Below are 21,592 nucleotides of genomic sequence, written 5' to 3'. Positions count from 1 at the left end.
GCGCACGCTATTGGCTTGTTTCAGAATGGATTTTAAGCAATCCTGTTTGAATGAATGCAACCGAAAGCAATTTTCAATTTCTCGATATTCTTGACGAGCAATTGGTCAATTTGGGCCGCCTCGCTGAGAGCTACTTCCATGACGATCCTAGCACTTCAATTATTAAACTCCGCCAGTTCTGTGAGCATTTAACTCAACGTCATGCGGCTAAGGCAGGGATCGAATTTGAAGCCGGGGAGTCTCAATCTGAATTACTGCGCACGCTGAAATTCGAACGTGCAGCACCAGAACGAGTCTTAGATGTTCTTCACCACATCCGGAAACTTGGGAACGAGGCAGTTCACCGAGGCAAAGGAAATCATCGGCAGGCACTAACAGCGCTCAAAATGTGCGTACAGCTCGGGGTGTGGCATGTCAGGTCTGCCACCAGGGACAGCACATTCAAAGTTCCACCTTTCTTGCCGCCTACCGCTCCTGAACAGGTGGTTGTAGAGCTCCGAAATGAGATCGATAGGCTGCGGGCAGAGCGTAATGACGCAATTTCAACAGCCCAAAAAGCGGCCGAGGCGGAGCAAGCTGCGCAGAGGGCAGCAGAAACGGCATCTGAGCGAGCCAATCGCGAGGCAGAAGAGCGTCGTATTTGGGAGGCTTTGGCCCAAGAGGCAGAAGCCAATCTGAACGACTTCGTCTCGAAAGCTTCCAAAGACGACAAGCTCGAGCAAAGCGCATTTCTGTCAGCGTCAATGTCTGCTGATGGGGCGATTGACCTGGACGAACAGTCCACACGCGCTTTGATTGATCAGCAGCTAAGAGATAGAGGTTGGGAAGCCGATAGTATCGAGCTCCGTCATTCCAAAGGAACCCGTCCAGTCAAAGGCCGCAACATGGCCATTGCTGAGTGGCCGACGGAGCACGGACCAGCCGATTACGCCCTTTTTGTTGGAGAAGTTTGCCTCGGCATCGTGGAGGCCAAGCGTTACAGAAAGAACGTTTCGGCCGCCATTGACCAAGCTGAGCGATACTCGGCAGGTTTTGGCGCACAAGGGAGCGCTCAGATTTGGGATGAACGTTTCCGAGTTCCGTTTCTATTTGCGACCAATGCTCGGCCTTACCTGAAGCAAGTCGAGACCGAGAGCGGTATTTGGTTCCGAGATGCAAGGCGTGCACAGAACCATCGACGTGCTCTAATGGATTGGTTCACGCCTGATGAACTTGCCTCGCAAATGGAGGTCGAGAAAGAAGCGGCGCAAGAAGCACTCAAGGCGCGTAGTTTTGACTTCGGCTTCCAATTGAGGCCCTACCAAAAGGCGGCGATTCAGAAAGTTGAAGAGACCCTTTCAACAGAACAGCGCGAAATGCTTGTGGCAATGGCGACTGGTACCGGCAAAACCAAGCTAGCTATAGCCATGCTTTACCGCCTCTTGTCGACTAAGCGGTTTCGACGGGTTTGCTTCGTGGTCGACCGATCTGCTCTCGGTACACAAACCAGTGACGAATTCATGAGCACGGCCATCGAAGGGCCAAAGACGTTTGGTCAGTTGTTTGGCATCAAGGGGCTAGAAGACATTAAGCCGGACCCTGAAACCCGCGTTCACATCTGCACGATTCAGGGCTTGGTCAAGCGAGTCCTCTACAACGATGAACCCGCCGATGTCCCGCCGATTGGCCAGTATGACTTGATGGTTATCGACGAGTGCCATCGAGGTTATCTGCTGGACCGTGAGATGTCGGATGCGGAGCTTAGTTTTAGAAGTCAGGACGACTACGTTTCCAAGTATCGCAGGGTGCTAGAGTACTTTGACGCAGTGAAAATTGGGCTGACAGCGACTCCGGCCCTTCATACGGCTCAGATTTTTGGCGAGCCAATCTACACTTATACCTACCGTGAGGCAGTAGTGGATGGCTGGCTTATCGACCACGAGCCTCCCACCAGGTTTGAGACGGCCCTGAGCGCCGCAGGCATCAAGTTTGAGGCTGGTGAGGCGATGGAAGTTCTTGATGCAAGCACCGGCGAAATCGACGAAACTACTGCACCTGACGAGCTGAGCTTTCAGGTAGAGGCTTTCAACAGAAAGGTCATCACAAAGCCTTTCAATCGTGTTGTTGCGGAGGAGCTCGCTAAGCACATTGATCCTAGCCTTGAGGGTAAGACCCTCATTTTTGCTGTGACTGACGCCCATGCGGATATTGTGGTTGCGGAGCTTAAGAAGGCCTTTGCAGCACAATATGGAGAGATCGAAGACGCAGCTATTCGCAAGATCACAGGCAGTGTTGATAAAGTCGGTAAGCTGATCAGGTCCTTTAGGAATGATGCTTTCCCTCAGATAGCCGTGACTGTCGATCTTTTGACCACTGGTATCGATGTTCCAAAGATCACAAATCTTGTTTTCATTCGGCGAGTAAACAGTCGCATCCTCTATGAGCAGATGCTTGGGCGCGCCACTCGGCGGTGTGATGAAATTGGGAAGGACGTCTTTAGGATCTTCGACGCCGTTGATCTATACGCGTCGCTTCAGGACATGACCCAAATGAAGCCCGTTGCAAGCAACCCTTCATTGAGGTTTGAGCAGCTCTTTGACGAGTTGGCGGTTGTGGAAGAAGCCGAGCAACAAGAGCTCATCCGAGATCAGATTTTGGCAAAACTGCACCGCAAGCTTAGGAATATGCCAAGCAAGATTAACGAAGCGTTGACTGAAGCTACCGGCGAAACGGCTGAACAGCTCAGAGATCGTTTGCGGAATGCATCCCCCAAAGCGACTGCTGAATATGCCAAGAAGTACACGAGCATCGGCAAAATTCTCGACTGGAAGCCAGAGGGATCGGGTCCAAATCTCATCCCGATCTCGGAACACGAAGATGAAATGAGATCTGTCACGACCGGCTATGGTGACTACTCGAAACCAGAGGACTTTCTCGACACTTTCTCCTCCTATGTGAAGAACAACCAAAACCAGATCGCCGCACTGAACGTTGTTGTTCAGCGTCCACGCGACCTTACCCGTGGCCAGCTTCGCAGTTTGCGTCTGGAGCTTGACAAGATGGGCTTCTCCGAGACATCTCTAAGAAAAGCATGGTCCGACGCCTCCAATGAAGACATCGCCGCTTCAATCATCGGGTTCATTCGCCAGGCAGCAATCGGCGATCCCTTGATACCTTTTGATGAAAGGGTGCAGGCTGCGACAAAAGCCATCCTCTCGAAGGCCAGCTGGACCTCGCCACAGAAGACTTGGCTTCGGAGGATCGCTGATCAGATCGCGCAAGAGATCGTTGTTGATCGCGAAGCGATTGACCAAGGTACATTTCAAGCCCAAGGAGGCTTCAACCGGCTCAACAAGGTCTTTAATGGCCAGCTAGAAGCCATCTTATCAGACTTTAACGAAGAACTCTGGAAAACGAGCGCATGAATCCAAATACCGCTGAAATCGTCGCCAAGCTATGGAAGGAGTGCAAGACGCTCCAGTCGGCAGGCGTGTCTTACAGCAACTATGTCAACGAACTGACATACCTCCTCTTCTTAAAGATGTTGGAGGAAACCGGACAAGAGAACCGGCTTCCAAACGGACATTGCTGGAGCAAACTCGCCAAGATGGAAGGTGGAGATCAGCTCGAGTACTACAAGTCGATGTTGCTTGAATTGGGCAACCCGAAAAAGACGAAAGACCCTGTCACTCTGGCTATCTTCACGGATGCGATGACGCACCTTCGCCTCCCCAAAGACTTGAAGACGCTCACCACCAACATCGACAAGCTTGACTGGTTCACTGCTCGGGAGGATGGTCTCGGCGATCTCTACGAGGGCCTCCTCGAGAAGACGACATCAGCGACGAAATCCAAGGCAGGTCAATACTTCACACCACGTGCGCTGATTGACTCAATCATTCGCCTGATCAAGCCCAAGCCAGGTGAGGTCATACAAGACCCGGCCGCTGGCACCGGTGGCTTTCTCATTGCGGCGGATCAGTATATCAAGGATGCGACAGACGATCTGTTTAAGCTTTCAGATGCGGAGGGACACTTTCAACGGCACCAAGCCTTTGTGGGACACGAATGGGTGCCAGATACGAACCGGCTCTGTGTCATGAACATGTTGCTCCATGGCATTGAAAACATTGTGAGATGTGAAGACAGCTGCGCCCCGCAAGGTGCCCAGTTGGGCCGTGCTGACGTGATCCTCACCAATCCACCATTCAACAAGATGTCGGGCAACGTAAACCGCCCTGACTTCACGCTGACCGCGGGAGAGCGGGTCGGCCCGATGCCGTTCCTGGAGCACGCTATTCGCAGCCTGAAACAGCACGGGCGCTGTGCCATCGTCATGCCTGACAACATTCTGTTTGGAAATGGCGTCGGTACCGAGCTGCGCCGCTTCCTGATGGCGAACTGCAATCTGCACACCATCCTTCGCCTCCCGACCGGAATTTTCTATGCGCAAGGCGTCAAAACCAACGTCATGTTCTTCAGCCGTGAGACCAAGAAAATCATGCCTGCTGATCATAAAAAGCAGGCGACCAAGGAAGTCTGGTTTTACGACCTTCGCGCCAACATGCCGTCATTCGGCAAGACCAATGCACTGACCGACAAGCACTTTGAAGAATTCGAGGAACTCTTCGGCGATGATCCGTTGGGCGCATCCGACCGGGAAGAACAAGGCGAAGACGGCCGCTGGCGCAAGCTAACGCGCGAGCAGATTGCGGAACGCGGTGACAACCTCGACTGGTCATGGCTGCGCGACGAAAGCGGCGATCCTGAGGATGATATGACCGACCCCGATGAGATCGCGGCGGCAATCATGGGTCACCTGCGCGCGGCGCTAGACGAAATCGAAGCGCTCAGTGAGGAACTGGAAGACGCGCCTGAGCCTGAGGCCGCTGAATGAGTGCGGGCGATACATTCGGGCGCACGATCCAGCTGTTCCTTGTCGATGGTAAACCGACTGGTCTGCGCAAGGCGACCATACACGGCTGGACTGGGCTGCTGTTTGTCAGCGGAGCCTCCGCCTTTGGTGACCTGACCGCGCGGGAGGAGGTGGACCGCACGGGTGTCTATATCCTCTCTGGCCCTGACCCCGAGAAGGCTGGGGCGACGCGGGTCTACATTGGCTCCGGCAATTCCGTGGCCGAACGGATTAAGCAAAGCGCTCTGAAGCGCGACTTCTGGGAAACGGCGATCACCGTCACCACCAGCGACGACGACCTGTCGAAGGGCCATGCGGAGTACCTTGAAGCGCGACTGATCGAGCTGACCTCACAAGCCGGGCGCGTGACGCTCGACAATGGGACACAGCCCGATACCAGCCGTCGCAGGCTACCTGAGGCGGACGTGGCGAACATGGAGCAGTTCCTTGCCAACCTGCGGATCATCCTGCCGGTAATCGGGCTGGACATGCTCAAACCGCAACCGCGCGCCGTTACGCAAACGGTCAAACCGGTGGAAGAACGCACCAGGGGCGATGTCCAGTTTGAAATCCGTCATAAAAGCGGGGTACAGGCAACAGCGGTGGAGGAAGACGGCGAGTTCATCGTGCTGGAGGGGTCAGAGGCGCGGCTCGAAACTGGTTACACTCAACACAGCTATTCAGAATTGAAGGCGAAACTGATCGCAGATGGCGTGCTGTTTGAGCAAGCCTCCGACAAGTTGCGTTTTTCCAAACCCTGGTCTTTTAAGAGCCCTTCGGCCGCCGCAGCTATCGTTTTGGATCGCAGTAGTAACGGCCGGATTGAGTGGAAGGTGAAAGGGTCAAAGCAGACCTACCACGACTGGCAACAGGCGCAGGCCGCACGACAGGAGGCCGTAGAATGAGTGAGCTTCCAGAAGGTTGGGCCGAAGCTTCGCTCAGAGATGCTGTCGACGACTATGAGACCATCGATCCTAAGGCGTCACCCGACGAGCTGTTCTCTTACGTAGATATTGGTGCAATCGATAATTCGGTTCAAAAGATTACCGCCCCAAAGGAGTTTCTTGGACGGGAAGCGCCTTCTCGGGCTCGCAGGGTTGTAAAGTCCAACGATGTTCTGTTTTCGACAGTGCGGACCTACCTGAAGAACGTCGCGCAGGTTCAACCTGAACTTGACGGTCAGCTTACATCGACTGGCATATGCGTCTTGCGTGCGAATGAGGCCGTCGACCCCGGCTACCTGTTTCGATGGGTCGTGTCCGATGCGTTCATTGATGAGATTTCACAAGCTCAAGATGGCACCATGTATCCGGCTGTGAGGGACGATGATGTTCTCAGCGGACCAATACCTCTCCCGCCCTTGGCTGAGCAAAAACGGATTGTGAGGAAGCTCGACACCCTCAGCGCCCGCACTACCACCGCCCGCACCCACCTCACTGCCATCACAAAGCTGGTAGAGCGGCAGAAGCTAGCGGTACTGGGACATCTTTTTGGCAAGTCGAGCTCCGACCCCAAGCCCACCGAGCATCTTTGGGCAATTCCGGCTTCTTGGGAGTGGAAGAACGTCAAAGATGTCGGAGAGGTTGGCCTGGGACGCCAAAGATCACCGGAGAACCATCAAGGCCCGGATATGCGGCCCTACATTCGGTCCGCGAACATCACGTGGTCAGGGGTGGACACGACTGACGTCAAAGAGATGAATTTTGATGACGCTGACTTCAAACGTTTTGAGCTTAAGGTTGGTGATGTGTTGCTCAACGAAGGCTCCGGCAGTGCAAAAGAGGTCGGCAAACCCGCGATCTGGCGCGGCGAAATCCCGAACTGCTGTTTCCAAAATACCGTCTTGCGCGTTCAACCTCGTGATTGCTCCTCTGAATACCTTTATTGGTACTTTCTGTTGACGGCGCTTTCCGAAGGCTTCGTCAAAGACACAAAAGGGGTAAACATCCAGCACATTGGGAAAGGCGGGCTGGCCAATTTTCCCATCCCATTACCCCCGCCGGAAGAACAAGATGAAATCGTCCGCCGGATTGAAACGGCCCTGACCGAGATCGACCGCATCGCGGCCGAAGCTGAGAAGGCCCTGAAACTCACAGATCGCCTAGACGAACGGACCCTTGCCAAAGCGTTCGCGGGCGAGCTTGTTCCGCAAGACCCGAATGATGAACCCGCTAGCATGCTGCTCGACCGCATCCGCGAAGCCCGCGCCAACGCACCCAAGAAAACGCGCCCAAGACGCACGAAAGCTACTGCCATGAAGAAAGACCCCAAAGACCTATTGCTCGCAGACATTGCAAAATGGCCCGCAAACGGCGTCACGTCAGAAGAACTGGCAAAACGGGTTGTCATGCCCCCCGATAATCTGCGCGATGCTCTGTTTGAATTGCTTGGTGGAACCAAGCCCCAGCTTGTGCAGGTCTTTGACAAGACCGAAGAACGCATGCGCCTGAAACGGATGGCGCAATGAGGCTTCGTGCTCTCAGGATCGAGAAGTCAGCCGCCGCCGGTGGTTTATTTGATGGCGCTGAGATTTGGTTCGGACGGGATGCAGACGCAAACACGAATGAACCTCTTGCACCTCTTTGCCTGATTGGCCCGAACGGCTCGGGTAAATCGCAATTGCTTCAGTTGATCGCCGAGATTTTTCAGGCAGCTTGGTATGAGCATGACCCCAAGGAAGAGCGCAGCAGCGCGAATGAAGAGGTGCTGTTCGACTTGGAGTATATGATCGCTCCGACAGGCACGAAAGAAGCTGAAACTGTCCGGTTGGTGCGTACCAAAAAGGGCAGCAAGGTTGGTCCAATCGAGCTTGTCCGCGAGGAAGACGATATTGTCATAGCGGGGTCGCCCGAGTTCGCCAGGTACCTGCCATCAACCATCATTGGTTACACGTCAGGCGACAACGAAACGCTCAGCCTTCCTTTCTTGGCAAGCCGGAGTGGATACGCGGATGACGTTGCGCGTGCTGCACTTGGGGATGAACCAGATGAAGCTGTGCCCGATAACCGCCTGATGCTCGTGGACTATGCGACGAACCTCGAGGTTGTCTTTTCCAATCTTATCTTAGGCTCACAACATATCCGCGACGAACTTCTCCGGCATGCCAGTCTGGGTGATTTGGCATCATGCCGTTGTGTCGTGCGGCTCGCCCACTCGGCCGTTCCAAAAGCTCCAAAGAAGCAAGCCGCGAAGTCCAAGCGCAAGGGCATCCAGCTCACAGCCGAACTCGAAGAACTGATAGACCGGTTGAAGCGGACTGCTACCTGTTGGAGCGTTGACGAAAAGACGGAGTCCTACACCTTCGACTTTTTAATAACTGAGGCTACCAGAGAGGCATTTGGGCACTTCTGGGATGGCGCGTTTCCGCTCTATAAATCGCTTCATAAGCTGGCATTGCTAAACGACCTCGCGATCCCTAGGCCGACACGAGAACGGTTGAAGCGCGAAATCAAAGATAGGCGTTTCGCATCCAGGCCACCCCAACCTCAGCAAGAGCAAATGGTCTTTGCGTTCGAGGAAGTGAAGTTCTGGCCTGAAGACCGGTCGTCATCGGCAGTGGACTACGTTTCTTTGTCTGACGGGGAGCATCAACAGGCCTTGGTCCTCGGGACCTACGCCATGGTCCGCGACACGAATGCGCTCTTCTTGCTGGACGAACCGGAGTCTCACTTCAATCCAAAGTGGCGCGTGAAGTTCTTCCAACGGCTCCTCGACATGACCGGAGATCGTGGAAACCAAGAAGTACTCCTCACAACACACGCGCCATTCGTTCCGTCCGATATGCCGAGCGAACAGGTTATGATTTTTGTGAGGGATCAGGAGACCGGAAAGGTCGATGTGATCCAGCCACCCATTGAGACTTTTGGAGCCACCTTCGACAGGATTCTCGAAACCTGTTTTGACATTCGTCCACCGCACTCGTTCATGGCGGAAGTGCAAATAGAAGAGCTTTTGAAATCGGAGGATGTTGACAGAGTAGAAGCAGGCTTCAACGAACTCGGCCCCTCCACTGGCAAGGCCCTATTGGCGGATCACCTCCGCAAGCTCAAAAAGAACGCCGGATAATGCTCTTCACATATCCTGTTGAAGCTTTGGCCTGCAATTGGCTCAACGACAACATCATCGCCTCCTTGGTGGATGGTATGACGGCAATTGACGGGGGCGGGACACCTTTGGCCTGGCCGAACTGCCTCCCCGGTGCCACACGTGAGAGTCTGCGTCGTCAGACTGGCCTTAGGAACAGACTCACATCGTTCTGGGCAGCGTATGCCAATCTAACACCAGACGGGCGAACAACGGTCCGGGATGTGGTATTGCAGCAAACGAATGTTCCAAACGTTTACGGTGATACTACTCTACACTGTTGCAGCCTCGATACCTTGCCGCCTGAAGTCCAGCCAGCAGCAGAGGATTTGGCAGATTATGCCTTTGACAAGCTTTCATCCCTAAAGGTTGACGGTACTGCACTGAGGGATATCCACTTCAAGGCTATTCAGGACAGTGGTGTGAAGGTGTGCCCATTCTGCGGATTGCAGAATTTCCAACCCGCCGGTCTAAAGCGAAACGCTCTGGACCATCTAATGCCGATTTCAAAGTACCCATTCGTATCATCGGATTTCAGAAATCTTCCACCAGCATGTCATGCCTGCAACTCCCTTTACAAAAAGGACGCCGACGTTCTCTACGACAACGCTGGCAACCGTCGATCATGTTGTGACCCATACGGCGGGCCAGTTTATCGCGTAAGTTTGCTCGGAAGTAGATTTGGGGAGGGCAACGACGTTGGTGGATACACGATGCCAAGATGGTCTGTCAGCCTTGAAGGAGAGCCTGCTCTTCAGGCCAATACCTGGGATGCGATTTACAGAGTCAAGCTACGATACGAGCATACCTTAGACCGAGACTTTTTAGGTTGGATAAAACGTTTTGCCTTGTGGCTTGTTCGAGAAGATCCGGCCGTCAGGGATAAGCCGCCAGATGAAATTTCGGAAGAGGTACCACGATACGTTGAGAACGTATTGCAAGAAGGGTTCGATGACGCTTCATTCCTCAAGGCCGAGGCATTTCAGGTGGTTGCTTCTGCTTGCGATGATGATGAAGTCGGTGAGGATGCTAGAGCTTGGCTGGCCAACTTTGTCTACTACGCAACTTAAGTGCACCGAGGTACTTTTTGTGGTATAGGTTTAGTTTTCTACATTTTTAATTATATAAAACAAAGCGATGTATAAATTGTTGTGCTCCCTTCGTCTCCGCCGCAAAAACTGCCTATGCCTGTATTTTGATTGTTAATTCGGGTTTACGCAGAGGCGGTTCCTGCGTAAGCGTGGCGATGAAACCTAGCATCAATCCTCATCTTCGTCCCGTTCCTAGCCCGTGATCACGGTCTTTGGTCCTCGCGGCCAATCTGCCAATAGCTGCGCAGGGTGGTCAGGATATCAGTATGGCCAAGTTTTTGCGACGCTGCGACCAACTCCGCAAGGTTTTTGCAGGTCCAGGAAATGTGACGTGAGTGCATGTGCCGAAAGGAATATGGCCTTTCAGGCCTCCACGCCCGTTTTCCATACGCATCGGGTGGCCACCGTCAGACACGGGGCTGGGGCGCTATACATTGGCTCTAAGCATTGACACTGCCTGATCAAAAGCACGCCGGGCGGCAGGGACATGGCCGCCGATATTTATGAAGATGTGGACCAAGTCCTCGAACACATGCAGCTCGGTTGGTATGCCCGCTTCTGTCAGCTTGTTTGCATATGCGCGCCCTTCGTCCCGCAGCGGGTCAAACCCGGCGACAAGCACACCGGCAGGACATACACCACTCACGTCACCCAGCAGCGGAGAAACCAAAGGGTCCAGCGCTTGGGATGGGTCATGCAGGTAGTGATCCGTGAACCACTCCATCTTCGCCTTTTCGAGGTAGTAACCGTGTCCAAACAGGTCATAGGACCGGCTTTGCTTGCTCATGTCGAGCCAGGGCACCCACAAAAGCTGGTACTTCGGAGACACCTCTGAATATCGGCGCTGTTGCGCCACAATTGCAGCCGCGTTCCCGCCAGCGCTGTCGCCGCCAACGGCGATGCGTCCAGCATCAAACCCTAGACTGGCGGCATCCCGTGCCACGGTGTCAAAGGCCGCGAGGCAGTCGTTGATCCCGACGGGGAACTTGTGCTCCGGCGCAAGCCGGTAGTCGACGGCAACCACAGCCATGTTCGCTTCGTAGGCCAGCTGTCGGCAGACGTCCCGGTGTGACGTCAGGGATCCGCCCACATGCCCGCCGCCATGATAGAAAATCAGCACTGGTGCATCTTTCTGGGCCAATGCCTTCGGGCGGTGGATCTCGCAAGGAATACGCCCATTGGGCCCGTCAAAAGTGTGCAGAGCGATGATGACGTCCGGGTGGGGCGGATGAGTCAGCCAGTCGCCCTTTGTTTCATAGCCTTCACGCGTGCTGGCAACAGTCCCGATCTGGCCTGGGGGATCGCCAAAGCGTTTGACCATCATCTGGATTAACGGATCAAGCTGTTGGCCGTCGATTACGACCGGCTTGCCCGCCAAAAGCCGCACCACAGAGACAGGAAAGCGGCAGGCTGTCTGCGCCGCGAATTTGAGCAAGGTGTTTTTCATCTGAGGGTCCGGAGGTAGGCCTGTTTCTTCTTCTCGCCCTGTTTCTCAAAGTGGCTGATCACGGGGCGCAGCATGCTCGGGAACATCATCAGAAGCGATGCGATAAACGCGTCTGAGCAGGGCAGCCGGGTTTCCAGCCTGTTTTTGCCAATTGCGCGCACCGTGTGGTCTGCGATTTGCTTAGGTGTCAGAGGCTTGGCGTTGCCTGCGAAGTTCAGGGGTGATCCATCAGGGCTGGCCATTTCGGCGGCCAGCATCGGCGTGTCGATAGCGCTGGGAAAGAGACCACCCACGCCGATGCCGTGCGGTGCCAACTCCATGGAGAGCGCGGCCATGAAGCCGCGTAGCCCAAATTTGGACGCAGAATAGGACGCGCTGTCTTTCATCGGGCCGATTGCCGCCAACGACATGATCGAAAAGATGTGCCCGCTTTTGCGTGTCTTCATCGACCGCGCCGCGGCTGCCGATAATACCATGGGCGCCGTCAGGTTGATGTCCACATGTGCCCGCATCAGGTCATCCGCTACCGCACCGACTGCACCTGGAACAATGATGCCGGCGTTGTTCACCAACAGGTCAACCGGAGCCCGGACGTCTTCGATCCGTGTGCAAAGACTTTTAAGGTCGTCTTGCGACCGCAAGTCGGCCACGATCTGCTCAGGCTGCTGCGGTAATGCTATGGCGACCCGTTTGAGCGCGGACTCATCCCGGTCTGTCAACACGAGGGCGTAGCCTTCAGTGGTCAGACGCTTTGCCAGCGCTTCGCCTACACCGCCTGCAGCACCGGTGATCAGCGCCCGCTTCATCATGCGACTTCCAATGATGCGGGGGTGGTTGGGTGCGGCGTCACGGGCTTGAAATAGCCGGCCTTGGGGGCTTCCCATCCCATGTGTTTACGCAGTGCTTTGAACTCGTCCTTCAACGCGTCGATATTGGCGTAAGTGGCGTGTCGGTCGCTTTCGATGTACCGGATGCCACCACTGAGTTCTGGTTCGTGTGTCCTGATGCGATTCTCTAGCCTGGTCCAGGCTTTGGCGTCGTCGCGCATGGTCAGGATGGTGCGACCTATCAGGTCCGCCATACTGTCAAACAGCTTGTAGATGCCACCATTGGTTTCGGTAAAACCAAGTCCGAAGAGTTGCGGGTTCGTTCGTGAGAACATGTGCAGGTAGTTGTCCGGTCGGTCACCTTTCCAACTGAAAAAACGTGGATCGACATAGGGCACCTTCCATTCGTAGCCGGTGGCGCAGATCACCACGTCGATCTCTTCGCGAGAGCCGTCCTTGAACACCACGTGCTTGCCGTCCAGCCGATCTACATCGCCCTTGGCCAGAATGTCGCCGTGACCGAGGTAGTGCAGCAATTGCGAATTCACGATGGGGTGGCTTTCCAGAACTCGGTGATCCGGTTTGGGCAGGCCGAGGCGGGTGAGGTCACCGTTCAGAAACTTCAGCAAGCCGCCAAAGACGCGTTGTTGTAGCCAAAGCGGCAGGTTGGGGCCTTTGTCAGCAAAAACATCTGCCGGAATCCCCATGATGTGCTTGGGTACAAAGTGATAGCCGCGCCGGACCGAAACAAACGCCTGGTCTCCGGCAACGGCTGCATCGCAGGCGATGTCACACCCGGAATTCCCCGCCCCGATGACCAGGACCTTCTTGCCCCTAAACTCGTCCATATGCCGGAACGCATTGGCGTGGCGCACTTCGCCGTCGAAATTGGCAGCGTCCTGAGCCCAACCAGGCAGCTTCGGGTGCCAGGTCGTGCCCGAAACGCATATCAGCCAACGATAGGTACGGCGTTCGCCGGTGGACAGGTGCGCTGTCCAAGCACCGTCTTCGAAGTTGGTCGATATGACCTCGGTGTCGAAGGTAATGTGTGGGTAGAGGTCAAAGGCGTGGGCAAAGGATTTCATGTACTCGAAAATCTGCTGGTTCGACGGATAGTCAGGATAGTCGTCCGGCATCGGGAAATCCGAGAAGTAGGAATGCGTCTTGGACGAGATGAAATGCGCGGAGGCATACATTGGCGTTCCGGGGTTATCGATGTCCCAGATTCCTCCAACCTCGCTGTGACGCTCGAAGACATCGAACTCAATACCAAGGTTTTTGAACGCACGTGCCAGCGCCAGTCCACCGGGACCTGCGCCAACGATACATGCCCTATTGTCTGTGTTCTTCATCTTAGCCCCCTTAACATGAGAGTTCATCATATTTGTAATATGTGAGAGTTTCTCATATTAGTCAACAATGGAGAATCCGCTTGGGAAAAGCTGCTGTGACAATGACGAAGAACATCCGCAAAGAACCCGTTCAGGCACGTAGCAAGGCGCGTGTCGGAGAGATCCTGAGAGTCGCCGAGGCTTTGATTGCAGAAAAGGGCAGTGACGGTCTGAAACTGAGCGCGGTTGCCAAGCGGGCAGGGGTGCCCATTGGCACGGTCTATCAGTTTTTTCCCAACAAAAGCGCGGTGATAGAGACCCTTGTTCTGGGAGTGATGGAGGATGTGCGCGCGGCGCTGGAGGTGCGGTTCAGCAGCGTTGAGAGCCTCGACGACGCGACTGACCGGATCGAGGGAGCGCTGCAGCAATACTACGAGTACTTGGTCACGAACCCGACGGTGCGCGACATCTTGTGTTCGACCCAAGGGGATAAAAGGCTGCAACGGCTTGATATGGAGGACAGCCGTAAAAACGGCGCGCTGCTTTTTCAATCTCTGAGCCCGTTCGTGGCCGATTCTCATCATGTTCAGTTGCGACACATGTGTTTCATGAACATGCATCTGACGGGATCGCTGGTCAGGCTAGCGGTCGATCTGGACGCGGAAGAGGCCGAAGGCTTGCTGGCACAATTCGCAAGCAGCATGCGCGGGCAAGTGCAGGCGCTGCCCCGGCGGGCCAAGGCCTGATGGGCTGGGCAGCAGTGTCGTTCAGCCGGTTTACATAAGAGGCTTATTGCTCATCTCCGGCCCATTCGGTCCCGTCATTTGAAAGCGCGCATCGGTGTTCGTACCAAGTGTAAAGACTTATTGCGGAGCATGTGCCGATGATGGGCTTAACGGCATCTTCCAACCAATGAATAGAGCGTGTTTTTGTATACGCTGCCGGTTTTGCACAGGGGATGGTGGGCGCAGAACAACACTACGGGTCATCACCCTGCCGCGAGAGAATTGAGGGACAGACATTGAAACTATCCGTGCTGATCGCAATCATGGCGGTTTTTGTTGCATCATGCGGCATTCACGACCGTCAATTCTTGACGCCAAGCCCGGACACCTATGAAGCTTTTGCGCCGGTGGGTGTCCCGGTCAGTGTTCGCGCCTTCGGGGATCTGTCTGGTGCAGATAGCGCAGCCATCGTTGATGACCTGACCCGGGCACTGAAGCAACGCGGCAACCGGACCGGATTGAACATCCTGGCTTTGTCCGGGGGCGGTCCAGATGGGGCGTATGGGGCGGGTGTGCTCAATGGATGGACAGCAACGGGAGAGCGTCCCGAGTTCGACATCGTGACTGGTATTTCTACAGGCGCCATCATTGCCCCGTTTGCCTTTCTCGGGCCTGACTATGACGCTTCTCTGACGCGATTTTACACCAAAACCGACACAACGCGCATCGCCCGGTTTCGCGTCTTGCCCGCCGTGTTCAGTGGGGGTGCTCTAGCAGACAATGCACCCTTGGCCCGTGCCATCGAAGAGGAGTTGACAGACGCACATATCCGCAAGATCGCAGAAGAACACCGTAAGGGAAGGCGCCTGATCATCGGCACCACCAATATGGATGCAGAGCGATCGGTGCTTTGGGATATTGGTGAATTGGCGAAGGTGGGCACACCCGAAGCTTTCGGGCTCGTGCGCCGGATTATTCTGGCTTCAGCAGCGATCCCAGTCTTCTTTCAACCGGTTCGCATCCCCGTATCAGACGGGATCGTGGTCCGGGAAGAGTTGCACGTTGACGGGGCGCTGACGCAGCAGATATTTAGCTACCCATCTGACCTGCCGCTGCGCGATATCCTGAAAGATGCAGGGCTTGCCAACAAGACCAACACGATCTGGCTGATCCACAACAAGCGCTTGGAACCTCGGTTCGAGGCGCAAAGTACACGGCTGCTTGAAATGGCAGATCGGACCTTGAGCACGTTGATCCGATCGCAGAGCTATGGTGACATTGCATTTATCGTCGCACTGGCGGAACGGGACGGACTGGGGGTCAATGGGCTTGCGGTGCCGCCGCGTTTTTCCGAAGAGCCACGGCAGGCATTTGATCCCCACTACATGACCAAGCTCTACCAGATTGGTGTCGAAGACGGATTGGATCCACAAAGGTGGTATCGTGATCTGGATGAGGTGTTGTTCGGAAGCACATCATTCGATGGCGTCGCCCCTACGGAGTGAGGCGCAGCACCGCGCAATGATAGGTTCGCTCTCGAATTCATTTGTCGCGCGCACTGTCTGTCAGAAGCAGAATTGCAACCTTGGTTCTTGCCGATTGCCCAAACGGAACAGCAGACATTAAATGTGTGTCAGGTGGCTTGCTGCCTTTCGCGCAACCGCAACGCCACATTCATTGTGGGCATGGTGTTTTTAGCAGCGCGGAGCAACGGGCGATCACCATCGCACCGATTATCAAATTGAAGCCGGTCATGCTTTGTTTGCTGTTTTCGGCCTTTGGCTCGCTCGGAGCGGGCATATCTTCGGATGGATCGTCTGAGGCTAACTGACGAGCAGATATTCATCGAACGTCAGCAGTGTCCCGAGATTTGCGTGTTCGACATGCCGGTGATTTTGTCGTTACTGCGAAAGTCTGGAAAGCGGGATAGCTGCATTATCCAAGCTGCGTGCCGGATGTCTCCTTGGCGTCGACTATTGTCATGTCACTAGAGGCAGAGAAGCAACGCATGCTCCGTTGCTTTTCGGTCTTGTTAACGGATGATCCCCCATAGAACGATCCCGTGTATCTCATGCGATTTTACGTTGGTAAATCCAAACCTCAAACCGCTTGTCTAATGGCGCGGGACATGGCCTGGGCGAGATCCTGCGGTGCATTTGTGGCGATCACGATGGAGCGTTTGAACTTTGGAAGGTTTGGAAAGCCATCCCTCTTCGTCAGGATTTTCATGCCAGCTTCAACGTTGTTTTCATATAGAATGCCGACGGCAAAACCCGCCCGAATAGCCGCTTTCTGGCTCATGATGCCGCTGCACTCGAACGCCACGCTGTAGTCGCGGCCCAACTCGTCGAGTCTCACTTTGGGTAATTCGCCCATCCAACAGCCATGATTGATGATCGCAAGCGGAACGGGATCATTCGGACCAATGTGCATGGTTTTGCTGGCAGCCCAAACAGCCTGTTGTTCCCGAAAGACTTCACCTGGAACGACACTTGCCGCTGAGCACACCGCGATGTCCAGTTCTCCCTTTTGGATGGCTTGCGGAAAACGCGCCGTGCAGCCGGAGGTCGCGATCACGTCGACTCCGGGGTTCGAGAGGCTGAACTCCGTCAGGGCTTTTTCCAACACGCCCTCGTCGAAATCGTCAGGGATACCGACCCTGATCCGGCCGTTCAATGGCGTGGCAAAGAGTGATTGCACTTTTGACAATTCAAACAGGCTGCGTCGGGCAACCGGCAGCAGTTTTTCACCGCTGGGCGAGAGAGACATTCCCTTGCCCTCCCGAACAAATAGAGTTGTTTCCAACTCCTCTTCCAACCGCCGAACTTGGACGCTGATGGCGGATTGGCTTCGATTCAACCGAGTTGCAGCATGGGTCAGGTTCCCGCAATCCGCGATCTCAATGAAAGTCTTGAGCAGGTTGCCATCGGTGAAAGCGCGTTCGTTTTTTTGCATGATGCCGTCCATATCATTTCATTTTAACAATTCCTAGTGACCTCCTACTTCGGTGTCACAGTAAGATGATGAGAAAGGATGCTCTGTGGCTGACACTGATAAAGAACTGATCGTCGCGACCGTGACCGACTACATGGAAGGCATCCGGGACGGCGATGGCGCGCGGATCGCACACGCCTTTTATTCAAGTGTGAATCTCAATTCACTGGATGCTGATGGCAATCTCGTGCTGACACCCCGCAGTGCGTTGGAGGCTATGGCAAACAGCGGCACGCTCCCACCAAACTGCAGTGAAATCACCCATATCGAGATCAACAATGACATGGCTCTGGTCAAGGTGATCATCGATTTGCCGACGCTGCACTACCACGATCTTCTGACGCTTTTGCGCCTGAATGTCGGGTGGAAGATCGTCAGCAAGACCTACACGACGATCAACAAGTAACTCCCCCTGAGCGCTGCCATCGAGGAGCCACAATGACCATGCAAAACCCATCATGGCTTACTTTCGGTCCGGCTATCTTTCTTGTGATGTGGTCCACCGGCTACGTCGCCGCGAAGTTCGGGCTTGGTTTCATCGAGCCCATGACCTTTCTTGCCCTGCGCTTTGCCTGTGTTGTTGTGATCATGGCGGTGCTGTTCTTGCTCCTCTGGCCTCCTTTGCCACGTACGCGGACCGAATGGGGGCACCTCGCGATCGTCGGGTTTCTGCTTCAGGCGATGTATTTTGGCATGTGTTACATGTCCTTCAGCGCTGGCATGCCCGTCGGAACCCTGGCGCTGATCCTGGCGATGCAACCCATTCTCGTGGGCCTTGTTGCCCCACGGTGGGCTGGTGAAACAGTGGGTTGGGTACAATGGGCTGGATTGGTCCTGGGTCTTACTGGCGCGGTTGTTGTCATCGCGGCGCGTTCCGAGATTGCACCCCCCGCGCCAATTGGGTTTGTGTTCGCCACTCTTGCGTTGATCGGTATCACGGGTGGATCGCTCTGGGAAAAACGCTTTGGCGTATCTCAGCATCCCGTGACGGCAAACCTGGTTGGTTTCGCGGCTGGTCTGGTGGGTGTACTGCCCTTCGTTGTTACCGTTGAAAGCATGCAGATCAGCTGGACGTGGCAGTTGATTGGATCGCTTGCCTACCTGATCATCGCAAGCTCTCTGATCGCGATCGGTTTGCTTTTGGCAATGATACGCGCGGGTGAAGTGTCAAAGGTCTCTGCCCTGTTCTTTCTCGTGCCTCCTTTGGCTGCCGTGTTCGCATGGTTGGTGCTGGGGGAGGTCATGCCGCCAGTCGGCTGGCTGGGCATGTTCATCGCCGGTCTTGGCGTGTTTGTCGCAACCCGCAAGGAACCAGAACCCTCGTCATAGTGACCATCTGCACGAGGCCGAGACCCGGCTTCTTCCCGAACCAATCTGATCAAAAAAGGAAACACTTATGCGTTTCATCGCTCTAACCTTTGTCGGCTTCTTCCTCGCTGTTACCGCTGCAGCTGCCGAACTCTCCGACGCACGCAACTTCTACCAGTATTCGGAAAGCGTACTCACGGCAGGCCAACCAACCGAAGAGCAACTCAAGAGCGCTGGCGCAGCAGGTGTCGAGGTCGTTATTAGCGTCGTGCCTCCAAGCGAAAGTGTCTACAACCCGCAGCAGGGCGACATCCTCGCGAAGCAGGGTATCGAATACATCCATGTTCCGGTGAACTGGCGCGCGCCAGATGACGCATCCTTCGACGCGTTCATGGCCGCGATGGACAGGGTCGGTGACCGCAAGGTTCTGGTGCATTGCTGGGCAAACGCCCGTGCCTCAGCGCTTGTGTATGCGCATCGCGTGCTCAGCGCTCCGTACACACAACCACACGAGTTTGAGACCCTGAGATCGGTCTGGTCGGATGTCGCTGGCTACAATCTTGACGCTGACACCACTTGGCAAAACTACCTCGCCGACAACATCGCGCGCGTCCAGTAGTTCAGAAAGGGCTAGTCATATGAACACTATGGATTGGCGCGGCGTGATAGACGCCCACTCGCCCCTGATTTCGGCAGAACAACTGCGCAAGTTGCTCGGCGCGCCAGACGTAAAGGTCTTTGACGTACGTGGTACATGGTCGACACCGGAGCGGGCCTTGCCCGAGGACTACGCAAAGGGGCACATTCCGGGCGCGGCCTTCCTCGACTGGACCGAACACTTCATCGCGCAGGATGTTGCCCCCGGACTGGCTGACATTGCTGATGAAGACCTGGCAAAAAGGTCCTTTGTGACTCTCGGAGTAAACGCCCGCGACCTTGTCGTGCTCTACGATAGCTCGTCTCACATGCAGGCCGGGCGTATCTGGTTGGCCATGCGTCATTGGGGCGTCACGAATGTGCGCGTTTTGAACGGCGGTTGGGCCCATTGGTCTGCGCAGGGATTGCCCATTTCCAGCGAGCTGACAGTTTACGCGCCTGGCACCCTTGTCCCGAAGCTGAATGCCGGTCTGAAGATCGATTTGGACGGTTTTCTGGCGCAAAAAGACACGGCCTGCGTGATTGATGCGCGGGGTCCGAGCAATTTTGCTGGCAAGCCGGAGGACCCACGCACCGGGCACATTCCCGGCGCCTTCAATGTGCCATTCAGCGCAATGCTGGACCCAGATACGGGCCTGTTCCTAGGCGATAACGACATCAAGGCGACTTTGTCTGAGCTTGCACCAGCGTGGAAAACCATGCCGCTGATCGCATCATGTGGGTCGGGTTATGCGGCCACTGTGATTCTCTTGGCCCTGCATCAGATCGGAGCCGTTGGGACCCTCTTTGATGGCTCGTTTGCCGTCTGGAAACAGGACCCGGCCCGCCCGGTTGCGCAATCTGTTCCCGCAAAAAGACGTACCGATAATCAATAGGCCTCCCATATGACCGCAACACCTGTTCCAAACCGCATCCTCTACACGATGCTGCGCGTTCGAGATCTGGATCGCTCCTTGAAGTTCTACCAAGAGGCTCTCGGCATGCATGAGATGCGCCGCGAGACCTTCCCCGAAGGCCGTTTCACCTTGGTCTTCATTGGCTATGGCGATGCCACTTCTGATGCAGTGATCGAACTGACCTATAACTGGGACGACAACCCTTATGATCTGGGCACCGCCTATGGCCACATCGCGCTGGAGGTCGATGACATCCATGCGATGGAAAGACACCTGCTTTCGCTTGGTGTCAAAGTGGTGCGTGCGGCCGGACCGATGACATTCGCTCCGGAAGAAACCGGGGTGAAAGAGGTAATCTCTTTCATCGAAGACCGGGACGGTTACCGGATCGAGCTGATCGAGAAAATGGCTCACTAGCCTCTTTCGATCAAACCAACCTCCTTCATTGCTTAACCCTCAGACTGGAAGTTCCCATGACAAGAATCCTCCACGTGAATTCTAGCGCTCGTGCAACTGGATCAACCTCCCGTGCAGGCGGCGAGATGGTTGTCGCAGCGCTATTGGCCCGTCACGAAGGTGCCACCGTCCTCACACGAGAGGCTGTGGCTGAAGCTACCTTTTTGACTGAAGACTGGATCGAAGCGAGCTTTACATCAGCTGATGTCAGGTCGACCGTCCAGCACGAGACGTTGGCGATATCTGATGCGTTGGCCAAGGAAGTGCTTGATGCAGACATCCTTGTCCTGTCTGTGTCGATGTATAATTTCAACATCCCCGGTGCGTTGAAAACATGGATCGACCAAATTGCCCGCCCCGGCCTGACTTTCCGTCCTGACCCGGAACACACTTATGTTGGCCTTGCTACTGGCAAGATTGCGTATCTCATTGTTGCAACGGGGGAGACGCCGGTCGGTGGGCCGATGGATTTCGCCACGCCTTATTTGAAGCATGTTTTGGGCTTTTTAGGCATTGCCGATGTGACAGTCATTGCCGCAGATATGACGGTAACCGACGGTCCTGCAATTCAGAATAAGCTTGATGTCCAGATCGAGGCTTTGCTCCGCTGAGGTCGGGCTTATTGTAGGTTGTCGAAGTGCACAGGTGTGTTCGCTCTAAGACGGAACGGAGCGATACAGGCAACACTTCCGTTGATGGGATCACGGACGAGGACGGCCTGGATGGCGCGCGGAAAAATGGCGTGTCACAAGAAATGATCGACCACCCAAGACCCTGCTTACTCAGTTTCAATGGTTTGGCTTAGTTACAATGCATAAAGCCCAACTGGTTTGGCAAAGAGACCATGCCCAGCATCGGGTTTCCGACTTTGGTCAGTAAGGGT

Annotated in this window: 18 protein-coding genes; 14 read left to right on the top strand and 4 right to left on the bottom strand. The window is 55.0% G+C overall.

Annotation, left to right across the window (positions count from 1 at the left end; translation table 11 throughout):
- The first annotated feature begins 50 nt into the window (after positions 1-50).
- The 6 genes from hsdR to IE087_RS09920 are packed head-to-tail and all read left to right on the top strand — an operon-like array spanning position 51 to position 10,047.
- Complete coding sequence (hsdR, locus tag IE087_RS09945) at positions 51-3,404, top strand: type I restriction-modification system endonuclease (RefSeq protein ID WP_189369150.1); 3,354 nt, start codon at positions 51-53, stop codon at positions 3,402-3,404.
- Positions 3,401-4,876 carry a class I SAM-dependent DNA methyltransferase gene (locus IE087_RS09940; protein ID WP_189369149.1) on the top strand — a complete coding sequence of 492 codons (1,476 nt, stop codon included), beginning with the start codon at positions 3,401-3,403 and terminating at the stop codon, positions 4,874-4,876. Before hsdR ends, IE087_RS09940 begins: the two co-directional genes overlap by 4 nt.
- On the top strand, positions 4,873-5,799 hold the full coding sequence (locus tag IE087_RS09935) for a GIY-YIG nuclease family protein (protein WP_189369148.1): 927 nt from the start codon (positions 4,873-4,875) through the stop codon (positions 5,797-5,799). Before IE087_RS09940 ends, IE087_RS09935 begins: the two co-directional genes overlap by 4 nt.
- The gene (locus tag IE087_RS09930; protein ID WP_189369147.1) at positions 5,796-7,361 is read left to right on the top strand and encodes a restriction endonuclease subunit S; all 1,566 of its coding nucleotides are present in this window, start codon (positions 5,796-5,798) and stop codon (positions 7,359-7,361) included. The genes IE087_RS09935 and IE087_RS09930 overlap by 4 nt, the downstream gene beginning before the upstream one ends.
- On the top strand, positions 7,358-8,959 hold the full coding sequence (locus tag IE087_RS09925; protein ID WP_189369146.1) for a restriction system-associated AAA family ATPase: 1,602 nt from the start codon (positions 7,358-7,360) through the stop codon (positions 8,957-8,959). Before IE087_RS09930 ends, IE087_RS09925 begins: the two co-directional genes overlap by 4 nt.
- Entirely contained in the window at positions 8,959-10,047 is a 1,089-nt protein-coding gene (locus IE087_RS09920; protein WP_189369145.1) for an HNH endonuclease, read from the top strand. Before IE087_RS09925 ends, IE087_RS09920 begins: the two co-directional genes overlap by 1 nt.
- A gap of 448 nt (positions 10,048-10,495) precedes the next feature.
- Here the strand turns inward: IE087_RS09920 and IE087_RS09915 are convergent, their stop codons facing one another.
- From IE087_RS09915 to IE087_RS09905, 3 genes are read right to left on the bottom strand one after another with little or no spacing between them, the layout of a single operon-like run.
- Positions 10,496-11,515 (bottom strand): alpha/beta hydrolase, encoded by a 1,020-nt coding sequence (locus tag IE087_RS09915; protein WP_189369144.1) that lies wholly within the window; start codon positions 11,513-11,515, stop codon positions 10,496-10,498.
- A complete protein-coding gene (locus IE087_RS09910; RefSeq protein ID WP_189369143.1) occupies positions 11,512-12,324 on the bottom strand; it encodes an SDR family NAD(P)-dependent oxidoreductase in 813 nt (270 codons plus the stop codon). The genes IE087_RS09915 and IE087_RS09910 overlap by 4 nt, the downstream gene beginning before the upstream one ends.
- Positions 12,321-13,694, bottom strand: a complete 1,374-nt coding sequence (locus tag IE087_RS09905; protein ID WP_189369142.1) for a flavin-containing monooxygenase — start codon at positions 13,692-13,694, stop codon at positions 12,321-12,323. Before IE087_RS09905 ends, IE087_RS09910 begins: the two co-directional genes overlap by 4 nt.
- Before the next feature lie 101 nt (positions 13,695-13,795).
- On the opposite strand from IE087_RS09905, the gene IE087_RS09900 reads away from it, so the two are divergent.
- Positions 13,796-14,419 (top strand): TetR/AcrR family transcriptional regulator, encoded by a 624-nt coding sequence (locus IE087_RS09900; RefSeq protein ID WP_189369141.1) that lies wholly within the window; start codon positions 13,796-13,798, stop codon positions 14,417-14,419.
- A gap of 302 nt (positions 14,420-14,721) precedes the next feature.
- Positions 14,722-15,903 (top strand): patatin-like phospholipase family protein, encoded by a 1,182-nt coding sequence (locus tag IE087_RS09895; RefSeq protein WP_189369140.1) that lies wholly within the window; start codon positions 14,722-14,724, stop codon positions 15,901-15,903.
- 595 nt (positions 15,904-16,498) lie between these two features.
- Here IE087_RS09895 and IE087_RS09890 read toward each other — a convergent pair.
- Entirely contained in the window at positions 16,499-17,353 is an 855-nt protein-coding gene (locus tag IE087_RS09890) for a LysR family transcriptional regulator (protein ID WP_189369139.1), read from the bottom strand.
- Positions 17,354-17,438: 85 nt separating this feature from the next.
- Here IE087_RS09890 and IE087_RS09885 point away from each other — a divergent pair, with 85 nt between their 5' ends.
- From IE087_RS09885 to IE087_RS09860, 6 genes are all read left to right on the top strand, one after another.
- Positions 17,439-17,798, top strand: a complete 360-nt coding sequence (locus IE087_RS09885) for a nuclear transport factor 2 family protein (protein WP_189369138.1) — start codon at positions 17,439-17,441, stop codon at positions 17,796-17,798.
- Between the two features lie 32 nt (positions 17,799-17,830).
- Entirely contained in the window at positions 17,831-18,721 is an 891-nt protein-coding gene (locus IE087_RS09880; RefSeq protein ID WP_229801328.1) for a DMT family transporter, read from the top strand.
- Between the two features lie 67 nt (positions 18,722-18,788).
- Positions 18,789-19,319, top strand: a complete 531-nt coding sequence (locus IE087_RS09875; protein ID WP_189369137.1) for a protein tyrosine phosphatase family protein — start codon at positions 18,789-18,791, stop codon at positions 19,317-19,319.
- 19 nt (positions 19,320-19,338) lie between these two features.
- Complete coding sequence (locus IE087_RS09870) at positions 19,339-20,232, top strand: sulfurtransferase (protein ID WP_189369136.1); 894 nt, start codon at positions 19,339-19,341, stop codon at positions 20,230-20,232.
- A gap of 9 nt (positions 20,233-20,241) precedes the next feature.
- On the top strand, positions 20,242-20,670 hold the full coding sequence (gene gloA / locus IE087_RS09865; protein ID WP_189369135.1) for a lactoylglutathione lyase: 429 nt from the start codon (positions 20,242-20,244) through the stop codon (positions 20,668-20,670).
- Positions 20,671-20,726: 56 nt separating this feature from the next.
- Complete coding sequence (locus IE087_RS09860; protein WP_189369134.1) at positions 20,727-21,320, top strand: FMN-dependent NADH-azoreductase; 594 nt, start codon at positions 20,727-20,729, stop codon at positions 21,318-21,320.
- The last annotated feature ends 272 nt before the right edge of the window (positions 21,321-21,592 follow it).

Source organism: Tateyamaria omphalii, assembly GCF_014651375.1.
Taxonomy (GTDB): Bacteria; Pseudomonadota; Alphaproteobacteria; order Rhodobacterales; family Rhodobacteraceae; genus Tateyamaria; species Tateyamaria omphalii.
This window is presented reverse-complemented; position numbering and strand designations above follow the sequence as displayed.

Excerpts from the sequence above, each read along its gene's own strand:
- IE087_RS09940 (WP_189369149.1), top strand. The coding sequence starts at position 3,401 with ATGAATCCAAATACCGCTGAAATCGTCGCCAAGCTATGGAAGGAGTGC.
- IE087_RS09935 (WP_189369148.1), top strand. The coding sequence starts at position 4,873 with ATGAGTGCGGGCGATACATTCGGGCGCACGATCCAGCTGTTCCTTGTC.
- IE087_RS09920 (WP_189369145.1), top strand. The coding sequence starts at position 8,959 with ATGCTCTTCACATATCCTGTTGAAGCTTTGGCCTGCAATTGGCTCAAC.
- IE087_RS09860 (WP_189369134.1), top strand. The coding sequence starts at position 20,727 with ATGACAAGAATCCTCCACGTGAATTCTAGCGCTCGTGCAACTGGATCA.
- IE087_RS09875 (WP_189369137.1), top strand. The coding sequence starts at position 18,789 with ATGCGTTTCATCGCTCTAACCTTTGTCGGCTTCTTCCTCGCTGTTACC.
- IE087_RS09910 (WP_189369143.1), bottom strand. The coding sequence starts at position 12,324 with ATGATGAAGCGGGCGCTGATCACCGGTGCTGCAGGCGGTGTAGGCGAA.
- gloA (WP_189369135.1), top strand. The coding sequence starts at position 20,242 with ATGACCGCAACACCTGTTCCAAACCGCATCCTCTACACGATGCTGCGC.
- IE087_RS09895 (WP_189369140.1), top strand. The coding sequence starts at position 14,722 with ATGGCGGTTTTTGTTGCATCATGCGGCATTCACGACCGTCAATTCTTG.
- IE087_RS09925 (WP_189369146.1), top strand. The coding sequence starts at position 7,358 with ATGAGGCTTCGTGCTCTCAGGATCGAGAAGTCAGCCGCCGCCGGTGGT.
- IE087_RS09915 (WP_189369144.1), bottom strand. The coding sequence starts at position 11,515 with ATGAAAAACACCTTGCTCAAATTCGCGGCGCAGACAGCCTGCCGCTTT.
- IE087_RS09890 (WP_189369139.1), bottom strand. The coding sequence starts at position 17,353 with ATGCAAAAAAACGAACGCGCTTTCACCGATGGCAACCTGCTCAAGACT.
- IE087_RS09905 (WP_189369142.1), bottom strand. The coding sequence starts at position 13,694 with ATGAAGAACACAGACAATAGGGCATGTATCGTTGGCGCAGGTCCCGGT.
- IE087_RS09900 (WP_189369141.1), top strand. The coding sequence starts at position 13,796 with ATGACGAAGAACATCCGCAAAGAACCCGTTCAGGCACGTAGCAAGGCG.
- hsdR (WP_189369150.1), top strand. The coding sequence starts at position 51 with ATGAATGCAACCGAAAGCAATTTTCAATTTCTCGATATTCTTGACGAG.
- IE087_RS09870 (WP_189369136.1), top strand. The coding sequence starts at position 19,339 with ATGAACACTATGGATTGGCGCGGCGTGATAGACGCCCACTCGCCCCTG.
- IE087_RS09930 (WP_189369147.1), top strand. The coding sequence starts at position 5,796 with ATGAGTGAGCTTCCAGAAGGTTGGGCCGAAGCTTCGCTCAGAGATGCT.
- IE087_RS09880 (WP_229801328.1), top strand. The coding sequence starts at position 17,831 with ATGACCATGCAAAACCCATCATGGCTTACTTTCGGTCCGGCTATCTTT.